Consider the following 14,083-nt stretch of genomic DNA (forward strand, 5'->3'; position numbering starts at 1 on the left):
GCCCCCTCAGGGTGCGGGGCTGTTGTGTGCTCCGGGCTGGGCTATGAACTGGAGCGGCACTGCTCGCCGTCCATCGGTTGCCCCATATTCGGTCCGCCCATGCAGCCGCTCATCAGCCCGGGACCGCAGTTCGTCTGTGGGTCCGCGTCGGGGATGGTGCCCGTGGTTATCGCGCTCACGGTGCCGGTCTGGGGCAGTTCGGTGGTGTACCCGCCGTCGTGGTCGGAGACGACGAACTTGCCGGGCACCGCCGGACCGGACATCATGCCGCCAAGACCAGTTGTGCCGTTCTGACCGCGACTACCCGGCGACGCCATTCATACTCATACCGAGTCCGCCGCCCGGTTCACCGGGTCCGTGATCGCTACTGGTGTTGTGCGCGGGGCCAGAAATCTCGTCGGCACAGGCGATTTCGATCTGCAGATGCGCACTGCGTCACCAGACGGACTGAAACGTCGCGCCTACAGCAGGCTTTGGGTGGCGAGGCGGGCGAGGCAGGCGTCGACGACGTCGGCGGCAGAGTTGGACTCCTTCCCTGCGGCCCACAGTTCCGTCGCCAAGCGCACGACGGTATTGGCCATGGCGGCAGTGAGGGTGACGTCGAGGTCGTCGATGGAGCGACCGGTGCGAGCGGCAAGGATGGGAATGAGCTGCGTTTCACAGTCGTGCTGGACGCGCAGCCAGGTCGCGCGCAGGGCGGGGAGTTGGGTGGCGGCGTGCACCAGCGGACGCAGGCTCGTCTCGGCGATGCCCTCCGCCGCCAGCGTGCTCGCGGTGGCGGTGCGGTACGAGCGGCTGAGCGCCTCGCGCAACGGCAGGTCGGGCGGGCAGGCGGCGAGTTCCTCCGCCCAAGCCTGTGTTCCGACGGCCAGCAGCGGCGCGACGACATCTTCCTTGCCGGCGAAATAACGGTAGAAAGTGCGCAGCCCCATGCCCGCGGCATCGGCAATATCATCGACAGTCGTTGCAGTGTAACCATTTTCAATGAAGAGGTGCGCCGCCACCATCGCCACTTCTCGGCGCGTGGCCGCGCGGCGGGTCTGACTGAGTGCCGGACGCCCCGGTCCGGGCGCGGCACGGTTTCGCTCGCTGGTCACAGGTGCATCGTACCGAGCCCGCGCCATTTAATGGCGCGAAGTGTCATTTTCGGCATATTGTGTCAGAAACAGTCCAACTGAGCAGGAAGAGAGCCCATGAACCGTCTCGAACAGCGCCGCATTCTGGTCACCGGTGCCGGATCCGGCATCGGCCAGGCCACCGTCCTCCGTCTGCTGTCCGAAGGCGCGGTCGTCGTCGGCGCCGACGTCAACGCCGACGGCCTGGAACTGACCCGCAAGCAAACCGCCGAAGCGGGCACCGACACCCGGCTGACCACCCTCGAGATGAACATCGGCCGGGAGATCGACGTGGTCGCGGGCGTGAAGAGCGCCATCGAATCACTCGGCGGGCTCGACGCGCTGGTCAACGCGGCGGGTATCCTGCGCGCGGCACACACCCACGAGACGTCGCTGGACCTGTGGAACCAGATCATCAACGTCAACCTCACCGGCACCTTCCTGGTGATCCGAGAGGCGCTGCCCGCACTGCTCGCCAACCCGCGCAGCACCATCGTCAACTTCAGCTCCACCTCGGCCAACTTCGCACACCCCTACATGGCGGCGTACTCCGCGAGCAAGGGCGGCATCCAGACGCTGACCCACGTGCTGGCACTGGAATACGGCAAGCAGGGTTTGCGCGCGGTCAGTGTCGCCCCGGGCGGCATCAAGTCGGGCATCACCGACTCCACCCCCGGCTACCTCCCCAACGACTCCGACTGGTCCCTGTTCGGTCGCCTGATCGCCGTTCTGCCGCAAGATAATCCGGAAGAGCTGGCTGGCCCCGACAACGTGGCCGGTGTCATCGCGATGCTCGTCTCCGACGACGGCCGCTTCATCAGTGGCACCGAGATCCGGATCGACGGAGCGGCGCATACATAGTTGCTGGTTCCGGCCGACTTCCCTTCGCCAGCTTGACCGCAGTCAGCGAACGGCTGGCGAAGACTCGTACTGCGCAGTCTTGTTGAAGAAGCTATTCAGCTTTGCCACCCTACTGATCGACTCGTAGTGGTCACGTGGGTGGCGCATTCGATCTCGAACAGTTCAGCGGTCTCGTCGGCCGCCGCGACGGCGCCCTCACTGAAGCCCTTGGGTCTACGCTTCGGTGCCCGCGATCATCAGCGGGCGCGGCGCGATCTTGGCGCCGCCGGCATAGGCGTCGAACTGGTCAAGGTGATCCACACTGCGCAGCGCGACCGATCGAACGCGGATGCGGGACAGGCGGGGTCATGTGTAGTAGTCGAAGAACTCCGCGACGGCCTTCGGGGTCGACTCGTCGATCGAGTCCGGCAGGACCGGAACCATCCGCACCGCTTTGTCTTCGGCCTCGGCTATGCACGCGACACCGAGCTGCACGGCCATGGCGGCGAGGCCGGCCGGGTCGACGCTGGCGATGTCGAGGTCGAGGTCGACGAATTCACCACTGTCGTCGACGACTTCGGGCAAAGCTCCGGCGCGCGCCACTCTGGTCGGGCTGACAGGATTTGAACCTGCGACCACCTGACCCACATTCAAATTCCGCCAACCTCGATCAATCAAACTCGTATCACCTGGTCAATGCCTAGTCTTCATGACGGAGACATGCCGCCGAATCTGGGTGAACATGGACGAATTTGATCCAAAGTGTGGATTTTCTGTGATTGTCCAATGGTGGCAGGACGGCGTGTCAACTCCGGCCGGTTCGTGGATCTGGCACGGTTCGCGTGATTGACGCGGCTCAGAAATCGATCATCGGTTCGCATTCCAACGCATCCGGGCGATTCGGTCATGTGTAAATCTATGCGTCTACCTGCACGAATCTTGATGACGCAGCAGAACTTGGATGCTATGTTCTATGAGTTTCGATCGGATTCGGATGAAAACAGCAGCAACCGATGTCGTCACCCGCCGTCCCGCCGCGCCCCCGGCACTCAATCCCATCGACATCGCATCGGAAACTGAAATCGCAGATGCGGTCGGTCAAGCTCGACCAATTGCTCGACACCCTCCCGGAACCCGCACGGTCTTATCGGCTGCCTCACCACGACTTCTTCGAGATGCTGTTCGCCGCCGAGGTCGCCCGCCGCGACCGGCGATCGGAACAACGCCGAGCCAAAGCCGCGCACCCGGACCCGCAGATTCAGCTGCAAGCCTGGGACGACACCGCGGTGACCTTCGGCCCCCGGATGGACAGCATCGCTGGCCGGCAAATTAACCGCGGCTCGCTGCTTGCATAATGATTCCGAACTCACCCTGCCGCGATCGATCAATCCGTAGTATTGGCGAGTTGGGCGCTTCTATGCGACCGACCGGCATCTGAGTGACGCCGGCCTCACCACTCACTGGTCTGGCAGTTCATACAACTGAACGAGTAATTACCGCAACTTCTGAGCAATCACATGGTCAGTTCCGTGGAGCCTCTCAAACCCGGCTAGGTTTTTCTCGAACAGAGGAATCGCCTCACGTACCTGCCCTGTCGAGCAGTAAGCAACCGCAAGGTTCTGTCGCGGCACCAGAGTTTCGGGATGATCAGCACCCAATACTCGGTCGTATTCAGCGACACAGCGCTCAAACAGAGGGATCGCATCGTCTGGACGACCCGCTGAGTAGTATGCACTGGCAAGGTCGTTTCGAGCCATCAGTGTGTGGACGTGATTGGCGCCTAGGACTTGCTCACACAGGAGGAGGTTCCGCTCGTAGTGTGGGATCGCGGCATCAAACTGCCCCGCTGACTGGTACAAATATGCAAGATTATTTCGCAACTGCATAGTGTCGGCGCGATCGACACTAAAGACGCGTTCGTGGATAGCGAGGCATTGCTCAAGCAGAGAGAACGCTTTGTCGGATCTTCCCGCCATACGGTAAGCATTAGCCATGGACGTCATCGTCTTCAACGTGTCCGGATGATCGACACCCAACACGCGATGATACTCCGCAAGGCTCTGTTCGAATGAAATAGACGCCTCATCCAGTCGACCGATGGATGCGTATGAATACGTGACGTTGTGCCGCGACAGCAAAGTGTTAGGATGGTCGGCACCCAACACGCGTTCATTTTCGGCAAGGACATGCTCAAGCAATGGAATTGCCTCGTCCAACCTACCCCATGATTGGTACGCAGCGGCAACGTTATGCCGCGACTGCAAAGTGTTAGGGTGATCAGCACCCAAAATATTCTCGTTCTGAGCAAGGGTATGCTCCAGCAACGGGATTGCCTCATCAGAACGGCCCGCCGACCGGTAAGCTTCAGCGAGGTTGTTCTGTGACATCAGAGTTTCAGGATGGTCAGCACCGAGGACCTGAACGCGAAGTTCAAAGTTCCGCTCAAAAAGAAGAACCGCGTCATTCCATCGACCCAATGACAGGAAGGCTCCACCCAAACTATTTCTAGCATCCAAGGTTTCGGAATGCTCTGCGCCAAAGACATGCTCGTAATCTGCAAGGTTCTGCTCAAGTAGCGGGAGCGCCTGGTCCCACCTACCCATCGACCCGTAGGTGATAGCGAAACGGTTTCGACGCAGGAGATTGCCAGGATGGTCAGGGCCGAATACCCGTTCACCCTCAGCCAGATTTTCCTTAAACAGTGAAAGCGCTTGATTCCACTGCCCCGCCGACTTGTATGCACCCGCAAGATTATTCCGTGAAATTAAAGTATCGGGATGATCAACCCCGAGGACGCGCTTATGTTCATCAAGGTTTTCCTCGTAGAGAGGAATCGCCTCACGCAACCGGCCCGCCGATTCAAATGAAAAGGCTAGATTATTCCGCGCCATCAACGTGTCGTGATTATTATCGCCAAGGATCGCTAGGTGATCAACAAGAGTCGGACGAGCGGTGTTGATAGCGCGATTTACGTCGCCAGCCGCGATCAGTTGGCGCGTGGCCCACCTTCGCATCCGTAATAGCACGCCGCACAGATCCATATCCGCAGAACGGTGCAGACCGCTGTCCCAGATTGCGTCGATCTGGTCGACGAGGTGTGAACCGTCAATTCTGTGATTCGATGCCTGCTGCTCGGGAAACAGCCTCCGATCCAACAACTGTAATGCATCAAGGAGGAGAACACTTTCAGTACGAGCATCGCGGGCGCGTTCTCGTAGTATGCGGGCAGTGAGCCGATGGGCAAGTAGTGTGCCCTCGCCAGTCGACCAGCTCAACAGGGATCGCCGCACGCACCGGTCGATAGCATCGTCGACCAGCTCGTTTAGGTCTGGGTCTGGGTAATTGATTAAAGACCGAGAAACACCCGCGGCGGAGAGCGTAGCGAACAATCCCAACAGCCACACCACCACGGTCTCTAGTTCTGAGTCACCAGTCGGGGCTTCAGCATCAGCGACCGATAGCAGAATTGCTTGGTCTACCGACAAATAATAGTCGTGCTCTTCACGGCGCTGCAGCACCCGCGGCAATGGTTGGTGACGCAGCCGAAAAAGATATCCCTGATAGGTCAGTCGTGGTCGCGGAAAGGTGATCGCGCTCGCGGCAGCTGACAACGCCAGTGGCAAGAATCCCAGTTCCTTTGCCAGCTCTAACTCGCCATCAGGATCGTCGATTATGCCGGTCGCCGTGCGCAGGTAGGTGACCGCTTGTTCATTCGTATAGCCAGTGCCGGTATCGATCACCGTGCCGGCAAGGTAAGCCATCGACAAGTTCGTGCTGGTGACCACTACACGAGTACCACCACGGATCGGTAGCAAGGTTCGGACGAGATCAACGTCGCTGGCATTGTCGAACACAAGTAATCGCTGTTCGGTGCTGTTGTTGAGATGATCGCGCAGCCGATGCGCGGATCGCACTGTGTCTCCATCATCAGTAGCGATCCGAAGCAGGTTTGCGATCTCAGCCAGCCCGCTGTGCAATGTATCGGCTGTTTCCGCGCTCACCCATCCCACCAGTCCTCCACCACGGTCGAATAAGCGTCGCGCATATGCCGCGGCAATATGTGTCTTGCCTGCACCACGCATTCCGACGACAACAGCCACCTGCGCTTCGACCAGACCAGTCTCAAGATCATCTATTTGCTGGCGGTGGACGAAATGACGAGGCTCTTGCGGAATCAGCCCTACCATTACCGACGTCGACTCCTTGTCTACTGCAGCAGGAGCAGCGGTAGACGCGGTATCCATGGTGTCATCTGCCCGGGCGGATCCCCAGGCGGCAGCACGGAGTTTCTTCCACTGCTCAAGTACCTCTTTCGACCACCGCTTGGACGCGCGGACATGCAGGCACTCAAGGACTAGTGCTAAGCGCCCATTCTGACGCGGGACCACTGGGTTGGGCTTGAGCCAGTCACCGATAGTCGAAACCGGCACGCGGTAGTTCTTGTTCGCCTGGATCCAGGTGGCAACTTCCTCGGAACCAGGGGATCCCGCAGCGGCATAGAGCTCGGCAAGCTCCTTGAAGTAGTCCAACCGCGTGAACTCTTTGCGATGGCTAGGTCCAGAACCCACAGGCTTCCTCCCCGACTCGGGTCGACTCGGCCGACTCGTGGTCCCGAGAAACCCTCTCCGACTTGCGCTTTCACAACCCTACCGAATTCGGATATTGCACAACACAGAATCCATGCGGCTTCCTGGTCGGGAACTCCACCCCAACCGAACGGAACACAATGCCCCACACCACCCCACATCAGGATCCGGCCCCGAGTCCGTTCACTCAGTGGTGGCGGCGAATCCGCACTCCTCTGTTCAGTGCAGCAACCGCAACGTCGCTCTGGCTTGTCAGCGGCGCACTCGCAGAAGTTGGCGCCCGCATCATCCAATGGTTGTGGTGATCCACGCGGCCGAGTCGGTGCCACAACCGACAGCGGGTGTTAAACCGACAGTTGGCTGGAATAGCCGAGATCCCGCAGACGCTGCGGCCGCTGTCGTTTCTGATCACGCCCGGTCAAGCCGGTGACTGCCCGCAGTTCACCGCGGTGCTCGACGTAATCCGGGTGTCTCGACTGGGCCTGGGCAGACCACGAGTTCGCTCGCCCCGACCGGGTATTTGCCGACAAGGCTTATTCCTCCCGCACCACCCGTGACTACCGCGCCACCGCGGCATCAAGGCCACTATCCCGATTACTGGCAATTCGTCAGGTTGTATAGGCAACTAAGACAACTTGAACGGGTCCTGGGCCCGCGCATCGCCCACCCGGCGGTGCTGGAAATCCTGTCCCGCTGCGGCGGTCACGAAGCAATCCGCGCCGCGGGCAGAGGCACGCTAACCGCCATCGCGGCCAAACACGCGCCCCGCATGGGCGCCCAACTGGTGGAGGAGATCCTGGCGGCGCTGCCCGCGCAGACGGTCACCGTTCCCGGCGCGAAAGCGGCCGAAACCGTGTTGCCGAAACTGGCAGATTCGTTGAAAGCTATTCTGCTGCAACGCAAACAAATCTCCGAGGACATCGAGAGGATGTTCGATGATCACCCTCTTGCCAAGGTCCTGACTTCGATGCCCGGCGTCGGAGTCAGGACCGGAGCCCGCATCCTGCTCGAAGTCGGCGACGGCTCAGCCTTCGCCTCGGCCGGCTACCTCGCCTCCTACGCAGGCATCGCCCCGATCACCCACCGATCCGGCAGCTCGATCCGCGGCGAACACCCTGCCCGATCAGGCAACCACAAACTCAAACGAGCCCTGTGCCCGGGTAGTTGAGGTAGAGGTTGTAGGTGGCGCGGACTCGGCTGTCGACTTTTTCGGTGTGGTCCGGACCAATCTAGTATTCAACGCTGTCAGGACTGATCGTGGTGGCGTTCCAGGTGGTGAGGAGTTCATCGTCGGTGTTGTAGATGTCGATCCAGGAGGTTGTGCCTTCGGGCAGCGGGGTGCTGGACGTTTCGAAGCTTTGGATGAATGCTGCACCGCGGCTGAGGACGAGGCTGTATCGGTGGGGGCGGTATCCGATGTAGTCCGGCACAGGTGCTCCTATCCGAGGAGGAACCAGGGCCACCAGTAGTTGGTGCCGCAGTTGGCTGCGCTGATGAATGGTGGTGGTGCGGAGTAGCCGGGTCCTTCGCCGTTGCCGTTGGTGCCGCGACTCCAGTAGTAGGGCTGGCCGGGCTGAGTTCCCCAGGGCTGGTTGATGACCCAGCGGGCGACGGTGGCGAGTTTGTAGCCGATGCCGAAGTAGTTGGCGAGGAATCCGACCCCGAAGATGTCGCCCTGGCGGGCATTGATGGTGGGGATGTCGAAGCGGTATTGGGTGGAGGCGGCGTTGAGGACGGGTTTGATGTCGCCGCTGTCCCAGAACAGTGTCAGGTCACCGGTGTTCTGATCGAGGGTGTAGATGGCGACGAAGGCGTTGTTGACGAACGACCATCCGGCGGGGCCGATGATGAGTCCGACTTGCCGGTATTCGCGATCACGGGTGGCGCGGATCATCCCGATTTCGATTGCACCGGTGGCAGGTTGGTAGAACGGCGGCTCGTTAAGAACACCATTGCTGTCGGGTTGGCGGGCAAGTAGCGCGAGGGGGAAGGTGGTGTCGTCGGTGGCGGTGAGGTTGGCCCACAGCGGAATGTCGGTGGGGATCTCGTCGTAGGTGGGGCGCGCCTGGATGGGTTGGCGGACCTCGCGGCGGTGGATGTCTTGTGCGCCGGTGAACGCGCCGATGACTCCGGAGCGGATGGCGGCTTTGGCGTCTTCGGGTGATTGGGCTTGGAAACGCCGAAACGCCTCGAGGTTCCAGGAACCGTCGGGGGTCGGCTTGTCCGGGGTTGTCACCGGCCGCTACAGCTCGTTTTCGAGCCACGCCGGAATCGCCGGAGTATCTGGTGGTTCCACGCCGGGCACATGCTGGCGCAGCTGTGCGGTGAGTTCGTCGCTGTGGCGCAGCAGTTGCCGGATCAACCGCAGCGCATCACGGAAACGCTCACCGTCGCTGCGGGATTGGCGTTCGAGCTCGGTGACGCGGGTGCGAAGCTTGCGGACCTCTCCGGCCTGGCGGGCGGTCACGGCGCCGATCACGGTGGCGACCGCGACGCCGAGGGCTTGGATGAGGTCTGGGTTGAACCATCCCATCGGCTACTGCTTGCGGTGACGCTCGACAGACGGGTCGGTGTCGAGGCGTTCGAGGACGGTCTGGATCTTGTCCTGGATCTCGCCGAGTACAGCGGTGGCAGTGTCGATCTTGTCGTGTGCGGACGCGACCGAGTCGACCACCGACTTGCCGTCGAGCTGGGTCCATCCGGTGGGCTCCAGGTCGGGACCGGGCTGGCGGCGGGAGTCGGGTCCGGCGAGTTGGTCGGCGACCCAGGATGCGTGCAGGTCGATGCTGGCTAGTAGTTCGCCGACGGTGACTTCGTTGCCGTCCTTGTTGGTGATCGTGTCAGTGAGTTGCATGTCGGGTTCCTTCCTGAATAGGTGGGCGAGTTTTTCTCGCCCGCCGCGGATCGCGTTGACGTCGATGAGTTGGCCGCCAATAGTGGCGGTGGCCGAGAACTGGAGGATGGCGATGTCTTTGCCGCCCATCGGTTTCCACCCGGGGTGGTCGTCGCCGGGGTAAAGCTCGGCGGGGATGCCGGTGCCGTTGACGTAGGAGGAGTTCCAGATCGACACCGGCAGGCCGGTGAGGTCGGGTGAGCCCATGTAGTCGCGCCAGTACCAGCGCGGCAGATACACCGGCAGTAGCTCGAATCCGCGGGCGGTGAGTGCGTCGGCACGCGCGAGGAGATCGGCGAGAGTTGGTGTGCCGGTGAGGTCTTCGTAGTCGATCTGGATCGGCACCGTCGTGTCGGCGTAGGCGGCGACGGCGTCAGCCTCGACCTCGGGAGCGGTGTTGACGCGGCTGTAGACGTAGCCGCCCCAGTATTCGAAGTGGGCGGGCATGTGTTCGCGGCCGCGTGGCCAGAAGGGGTCTTGCCAGGTCGCTTCGCAGATCTTGTGGGTGGCGAAGCTCATGCCTTCGGCGGCCGCGCGGGCGAAGTCGAATTCGCCTTGGTGGTTGCTGATATCGATGCCGAATTCGGTCACTCAGCGCTCCTTCCAATCGGGATTGGCCATGCCAGACAGCAGCGGCCAGTGCACGTGTGGGCATGTGAAAACGGCTTGCCGACAGAGCTTTTCGGTGCGCGATCCGATGTGCTGATAGCGGGTCAGGATCGCCGAACGGGCTTTGCCGAGGTGGCGTTCGATGCTGTCGAGGGATTCACCGCCGAGGACGCGCACCGCACCGTCAGCAACAGATTCCGCTACAGCCGTACACGCCCCCGGCGGCTGCGCCACTAAACCCCCCGCGATCAGATCAGGAGCCCCATCGTGCCGAGTACTACAGGCCACGACCCCGCCGTCGGCAACCAGGTGCACCTTGGTACGGCGTCGGCAGCGACGTCGAAAAATCGAGCGAAGGGCACGAGAACGCGTTACAGTCCGCCCGTGAAATATCTTGCGGGATGCGCGCTGGCCCTGTTGTTCGCGGCGACGGGTTCACCAGTGGCGCAGGCGGATTCCGCACCGGGCTGTACCGACACCCCCAACGCCTACACCGCCGGCTGGCAAACCGGCTGGGCCGCGTATCAGGCCGAGCAAAAGAGCCCCTCCTCCGACACGGCGACGCAGACGGCCGATCTGCCGATCACCATCAACGCCCCGCTCGAGAAGGTGTGGACGGTGTACTCGAACCTGCACAACGATATCGGGCGGCATCCGTTCCTCACGGACATCATCACGCACCGCACCTGCACCGGCCCACAGATCATCGACTTCACCGCGCTGGAGAACGTTCCGATGGGCTCAGTCGACTACCCGGCGAAAACCGAGGCCGAACAGCGCCTCTACCCGGCCGACCACTACTACCTCACCGACAGCTACGACCAGCCTGGCGTCATCACCCACCAGAAGATCACGTTCGTGGACAACGGCAATGGCACCACGACGGTGAACGAGCACATCACGTTCACCACGAACCCGCTGCTGCTGGGCTTCACCGCCGACAACGGCATCTCATCCCACCGCGCCTACCAGGCGACCCTCAAACACGACATCGAGAACGGCACCCTCTGACACCGGCGGGATCACCGGCTCAGACATGTCCGCCGCCAGCATGGATGGTCCGGCGGTGATCCAACGACCGGTGACTTTCGCCACTCCTCGGCGACCACCGCTTGTTCGCCGAGGAACGGCATCGGTTTCTGCCTGGTGGCCGACTCCGCTGCGCGCGGCGACAATGTCGTCAGCATAGGTGTCGGAAATCGTTTATTGAACACCGGCTCGGCCGGACGGATCGGTGTGAATTTCCGTAGTCATCTACACAACTGACCTGGCCTGTTCTCGCCATGTACAGACGAGTTCGGTTGGAGTCGCTGTCCGAAATCCTCTGCACTACGGTCGTTTTCGTCCGAAGTGGTCTGCACGACGATGGGGGAAGAAGCCAAAGCAGTGATGACCAACTGGGACGATCAGGTGGATCTCGGCGTCGCTTGGCATCGCGGCCTCATGGGACGCTACCGCGACACCGAGTGGGCACAGAAAGCCCATCAACGACTGTGGCAGTTCCCGGAATTTCGACGGAAGTGGGAAGCAGGAGACGTGGCGTACGCGCGCGATCACCGCGGAAGCACAGTTGCGGGTGCACGGCGTGGTCTATTCCATAGTCGTGGAGAACTGGCAGCTACAACACCACTTACCCATTACGAGGTCTAGAGGAAGGCTCCAACCGCTCTCGTGATAGACCAGCCCGAACGCCAGATCTCACTTGCGTTCAGTCACTGGTGATTCGCCGGCGCCCAACCCTCCCCTGTCAACAACCAGCCGAGCAAACCGTTGAGCTGTCACACCCGTAAGTCTCCAGACTCACCGGGGGATTCACCCGCTTACGCTCGCTACCCGCGGCAACCACACCCCACCGGGCCCACAGAATTTCATCGCGCCGGTTCGCGGCCACGACCCACACCAAAACCTGCGCCCAAGGCCCGACCGTACTCTTGCCGCGCCTGCCAGCCGCTACCCCGCAGCCGCGTGATGCCGCTCGCGATGCTCGATCCACGGACGCTGCCGCTGCTCCTCGGTCATCGCCAGCAACTCCCGCAACTTCGCCCACGCCACCTCATCAGTCGGGGTATACACCTGCATCCACGCATGCGGGAGCGACGGCAGGCTCATACTGGTCAGGAACATCTCCAACTCCCCCACCGCCAGATTACGGATCTGCTTCGTCCGACTCGCCGGAACCGCCACATCGTTACGAGCCCACAAAGAAGCGAAACTCTCACTCTCCGAACACAACTCGGAGATGAAACCCTCCCAACCCGGATCACCCAGATTCTTCGCATACGAACCACGCAGATAACCGACCATACGCCGCAAGTCATCCCAATTATGGTGATAGGTATTGCAGCACTCCGGAGTCAGAAACACCCGACGCGCCACATTCCGTTCACCTCGCACGAAACCCGGGCACAACGCCTCATAGGACTTATTGTGAGCCAGCACGTCATAACGTGGACTCAGCACCACCCCCGGCAACGGCTCCAAATGATCCAAAATCACCTGAAGCTCCTCCGGCAGAGCAGTTCCCGCATGCGCCGTAGGCACCGTCGGCACATCCGCCAACCGATACAGATGCGCCTTCTCCGCCGCATCCAACGACAAAGTCCGCGCCACCGCATTCAAAACCTGTACGCTGACATTAATTTGGCGCCCCTGTTCTAGCCAGGTGTACCAAGTTATTCCGATTCCGGCCAGTTGCGCGACCTCTTCGCGGCGTAGGCCCGGGGTGCGGCGGCGTGGTCCTGGGGGTAGGCCGACGTCTTCGGGGGTGATTCGCGCGCGGCGGGACTTCAGGAAGGCGCCGAGTTCGGCGCGGCGTGCCTTGCGTACTGCGCGGACATCCACCACATCGGTCATCCTGTGATGATCCCGGAATCTGCTAGCGGTATCCAGGTGCTGCCAGTACTAGTTTCAGGCGGCGCGGGTTGCCCTCGCCGCCTCGGCCCGGCTGCGCGTCAGTGACCGTTCGTGTGGCGCCAATCGCGGACGGCGTCACGGACACGGTCGAATACCGCCAACGGCGGACTCGTCACGAGGTTCGCCAGTCCGGTCTCGCCCGCGTGCGGATGCGGGCGGGTGGGCGCGACCTTTTCGGCGGCGCGCAGCATGCCTGCCCAGCGTTCGAGCTGATTCACCGAGAACTGCTTGCGCAGGAACGGGAATTCCTCGGTCTCCTCGTTCGCGGCGTGCGCGGTAAAGGCAGCGGCGAAATCGGCTAGCTTCGTATCGAATTCGGGATGGTCGACGCCGAGATCGTACAGTTCGGCAAGTGCATGCTTGACCGCATTCTCCTCCACGAGTCTCGGCCTGATGATTTCATCGGCGCCGAATGCCGAGCGCCGCGCCACCGCATGGACGACTTCCTCTTCGGCGGTTTCGTGTACCGCCAGCAGTCGTACCATCTCGGTGAACAGTTCCCCCTTATCGTCCTGGCCCGCTTTCAGCTTGTCGAGCAGGTCCCGGATCTGCTCGTGCTGGGCGGTCAGCAGGTCGATCGCATTCTCATCCAGGTTTCCCATCGTGCACCTCGTTTCTGCGCCGACGGCGGCGGTGTATTTCATATACTCCTCCGTCGACCGACCAGCGCGCCACGTTCCGTTCGAATAACTGGCCGACCGTTTATCCACCCCGAGATGCGGTAACACCACAGCCGGTTGTAGTTGGTACTCGTGCTCAGGGTCCGCAGAAACCGATCGGCGGGCGTCGCCCGCACCCGCGCACCGCGCGCCACCAGCCACACCTCCACCCGTCCCGCGAGCTTCGGTGCGGCGCGTTCGGTGTCCGCTGCCCCGTCCTCCCGGGCCATCGGCACCTACTGAGCCGGCCACGGCGCCGAATGCCATCGCGGCAGGTTGCAGGTGTGCCACAAATTACGCGATCGACCCGAACGCCCGTCGTCCGCCTTGAGCGGTGGAGACACCACCGCGCCCCTTGACACCTGAAGATGTTATAGGAATCATCTGATTCCACTGGAATCGACCGATTCCCATAGGGCGCGAGAGCGCGCTGGCCTCAGGTGAACGGGACCGGTCCGCGGCGAGGAG

Annotated in this window: 14 protein-coding genes and 2 pseudogenes; 6 read left to right on the forward strand and 10 right to left on the reverse strand. The window is 61.8% G+C overall.

Annotated elements, in window-relative coordinates:
* Positions 1-41 precede the first annotated feature (41 nt).
* Both ABZW16_RS29080 and ABZW16_RS29085 read right to left on the reverse strand, forming a co-directional pair.
* The gene (locus ABZW16_RS29080) at positions 42-266 is read right to left on the reverse strand and encodes a hypothetical protein (RefSeq protein WP_354959256.1); all 225 of its coding nucleotides are present in this window, start codon (positions 264-266) and stop codon (positions 42-44) included.
* Positions 267-461: 195 nt separating this feature from the next.
* On the reverse strand, positions 462-1,097 hold the full coding sequence (locus tag ABZW16_RS29085) for a TetR family transcriptional regulator (RefSeq protein ID WP_354959257.1): 636 nt from the start codon (positions 1,095-1,097) through the stop codon (positions 462-464).
* 96 nt (positions 1,098-1,193) lie between these two features.
* On the opposite strand from ABZW16_RS29085, the gene ABZW16_RS29090 reads away from it, so the two are divergent.
* Positions 1,194-1,976 carry an SDR family oxidoreductase gene (locus ABZW16_RS29090; protein WP_354959258.1) on the forward strand — a complete coding sequence of 261 codons (783 nt, stop codon included), beginning with the start codon at positions 1,194-1,196 and terminating at the stop codon, positions 1,974-1,976.
* A 345-nt stretch (positions 1,977-2,321) separates the two neighbouring features.
* Here the strand turns inward: ABZW16_RS29090 and ABZW16_RS29095 are convergent, their stop codons facing one another.
* Positions 2,322-2,594, reverse strand: coding sequence for a hypothetical protein (locus tag ABZW16_RS29095; RefSeq protein WP_354959259.1), 273 nt, complete (start codon positions 2,592-2,594; stop codon positions 2,322-2,324).
* A 473-nt stretch (positions 2,595-3,067) separates the two neighbouring features.
* Here ABZW16_RS29095 and ABZW16_RS29100 point away from each other — a divergent pair, with 473 nt between their 5' ends.
* A complete protein-coding gene (locus ABZW16_RS29100) occupies positions 3,068-3,310 on the forward strand; it encodes a hypothetical protein (protein WP_354959260.1) in 243 nt (80 codons plus the stop codon).
* A gap of 138 nt (positions 3,311-3,448) precedes the next feature.
* Here the strand turns inward: ABZW16_RS29100 and ABZW16_RS29105 are convergent, their stop codons facing one another.
* A complete protein-coding gene (locus ABZW16_RS29105; RefSeq protein ID WP_354959261.1) occupies positions 3,449-6,484 on the reverse strand; it encodes a tetratricopeptide repeat protein in 3,036 nt (1,011 codons plus the stop codon).
* Between the two features lie 446 nt (positions 6,485-6,930).
* Between ABZW16_RS29105 and ABZW16_RS29110 the strand changes: the two are divergent.
* Together ABZW16_RS29110 and ABZW16_RS29115 are read left to right on the forward strand one after the other, a co-directional pair.
* Positions 6,931-7,087 (forward strand): annotated as a pseudogene (locus tag ABZW16_RS29110) (IS5/IS1182 family transposase); the annotation flags it as partial.
* Positions 7,088-7,175: 88 nt separating this feature from the next.
* Positions 7,176-7,694: pseudogene (locus ABZW16_RS29115) on the forward strand (transposase); the annotation flags it as partial.
* Positions 7,695-7,770: 76 nt separating this feature from the next.
* On the opposite strand, the gene ABZW16_RS29120 reads toward ABZW16_RS29115, so the two are convergent.
* From ABZW16_RS29120 to ABZW16_RS29135, 4 genes are read right to left on the reverse strand one after another with little or no spacing between them, the layout of a single operon-like run.
* Positions 7,771-7,971 carry a hypothetical protein gene (locus tag ABZW16_RS29120; RefSeq protein ID WP_354959262.1) on the reverse strand — a complete coding sequence of 67 codons (201 nt, stop codon included), beginning with the start codon at positions 7,969-7,971 and terminating at the stop codon, positions 7,771-7,773.
* 8 nt (positions 7,972-7,979) lie between these two features.
* The gene (locus ABZW16_RS29125) at positions 7,980-8,777 is read right to left on the reverse strand and encodes a hypothetical protein (protein WP_354959263.1); all 798 of its coding nucleotides are present in this window, start codon (positions 8,775-8,777) and stop codon (positions 7,980-7,982) included.
* A gap of 6 nt (positions 8,778-8,783) precedes the next feature.
* Positions 8,784-9,074, reverse strand: a complete 291-nt coding sequence (locus ABZW16_RS29130; RefSeq protein WP_354959264.1) for a hypothetical protein — start codon at positions 9,072-9,074, stop codon at positions 8,784-8,786.
* Between the two features lie 3 nt (positions 9,075-9,077).
* Complete coding sequence (locus ABZW16_RS29135) at positions 9,078-10,025, reverse strand: glycoside hydrolase family 25 protein (RefSeq protein WP_354959265.1); 948 nt, start codon at positions 10,023-10,025, stop codon at positions 9,078-9,080.
* 402 nt (positions 10,026-10,427) lie between these two features.
* Between ABZW16_RS29135 and ABZW16_RS29140 the strand changes: the two genes are divergently transcribed.
* Together ABZW16_RS29140 and ABZW16_RS29145 are read left to right on the forward strand one after the other, a co-directional pair.
* A complete protein-coding gene (locus ABZW16_RS29140; RefSeq protein WP_354959266.1) occupies positions 10,428-11,054 on the forward strand; it encodes a hypothetical protein in 627 nt (208 codons plus the stop codon).
* A 354-nt stretch (positions 11,055-11,408) separates the two neighbouring features.
* On the forward strand, positions 11,409-11,693 hold the full coding sequence (locus tag ABZW16_RS29145) for a hypothetical protein (RefSeq protein WP_354959267.1): 285 nt from the start codon (positions 11,409-11,411) through the stop codon (positions 11,691-11,693).
* A gap of 300 nt (positions 11,694-11,993) precedes the next feature.
* Here ABZW16_RS29145 and ABZW16_RS29150 read toward each other — a convergent pair whose 3' ends face one another.
* Positions 11,994-12,896 (reverse strand): helix-turn-helix transcriptional regulator, encoded by a 903-nt coding sequence (locus tag ABZW16_RS29150; RefSeq protein WP_354959268.1) that lies wholly within the window; start codon positions 12,894-12,896, stop codon positions 11,994-11,996.
* 98 nt (positions 12,897-12,994) lie between these two features.
* On the reverse strand, positions 12,995-13,558 hold the full coding sequence (locus tag ABZW16_RS29155) for a hemerythrin domain-containing protein (RefSeq protein ID WP_354959269.1): 564 nt from the start codon (positions 13,556-13,558) through the stop codon (positions 12,995-12,997).
* Between the last annotated feature and the right edge of the window lie 525 nt (positions 13,559-14,083).

The organism is Nocardia sp. NPDC004604 (genome assembly GCF_040609795.1).
In the GTDB taxonomy this organism is placed as follows: domain Bacteria; phylum Actinomycetota; class Actinomycetes; order Mycobacteriales; family Mycobacteriaceae; genus Nocardia.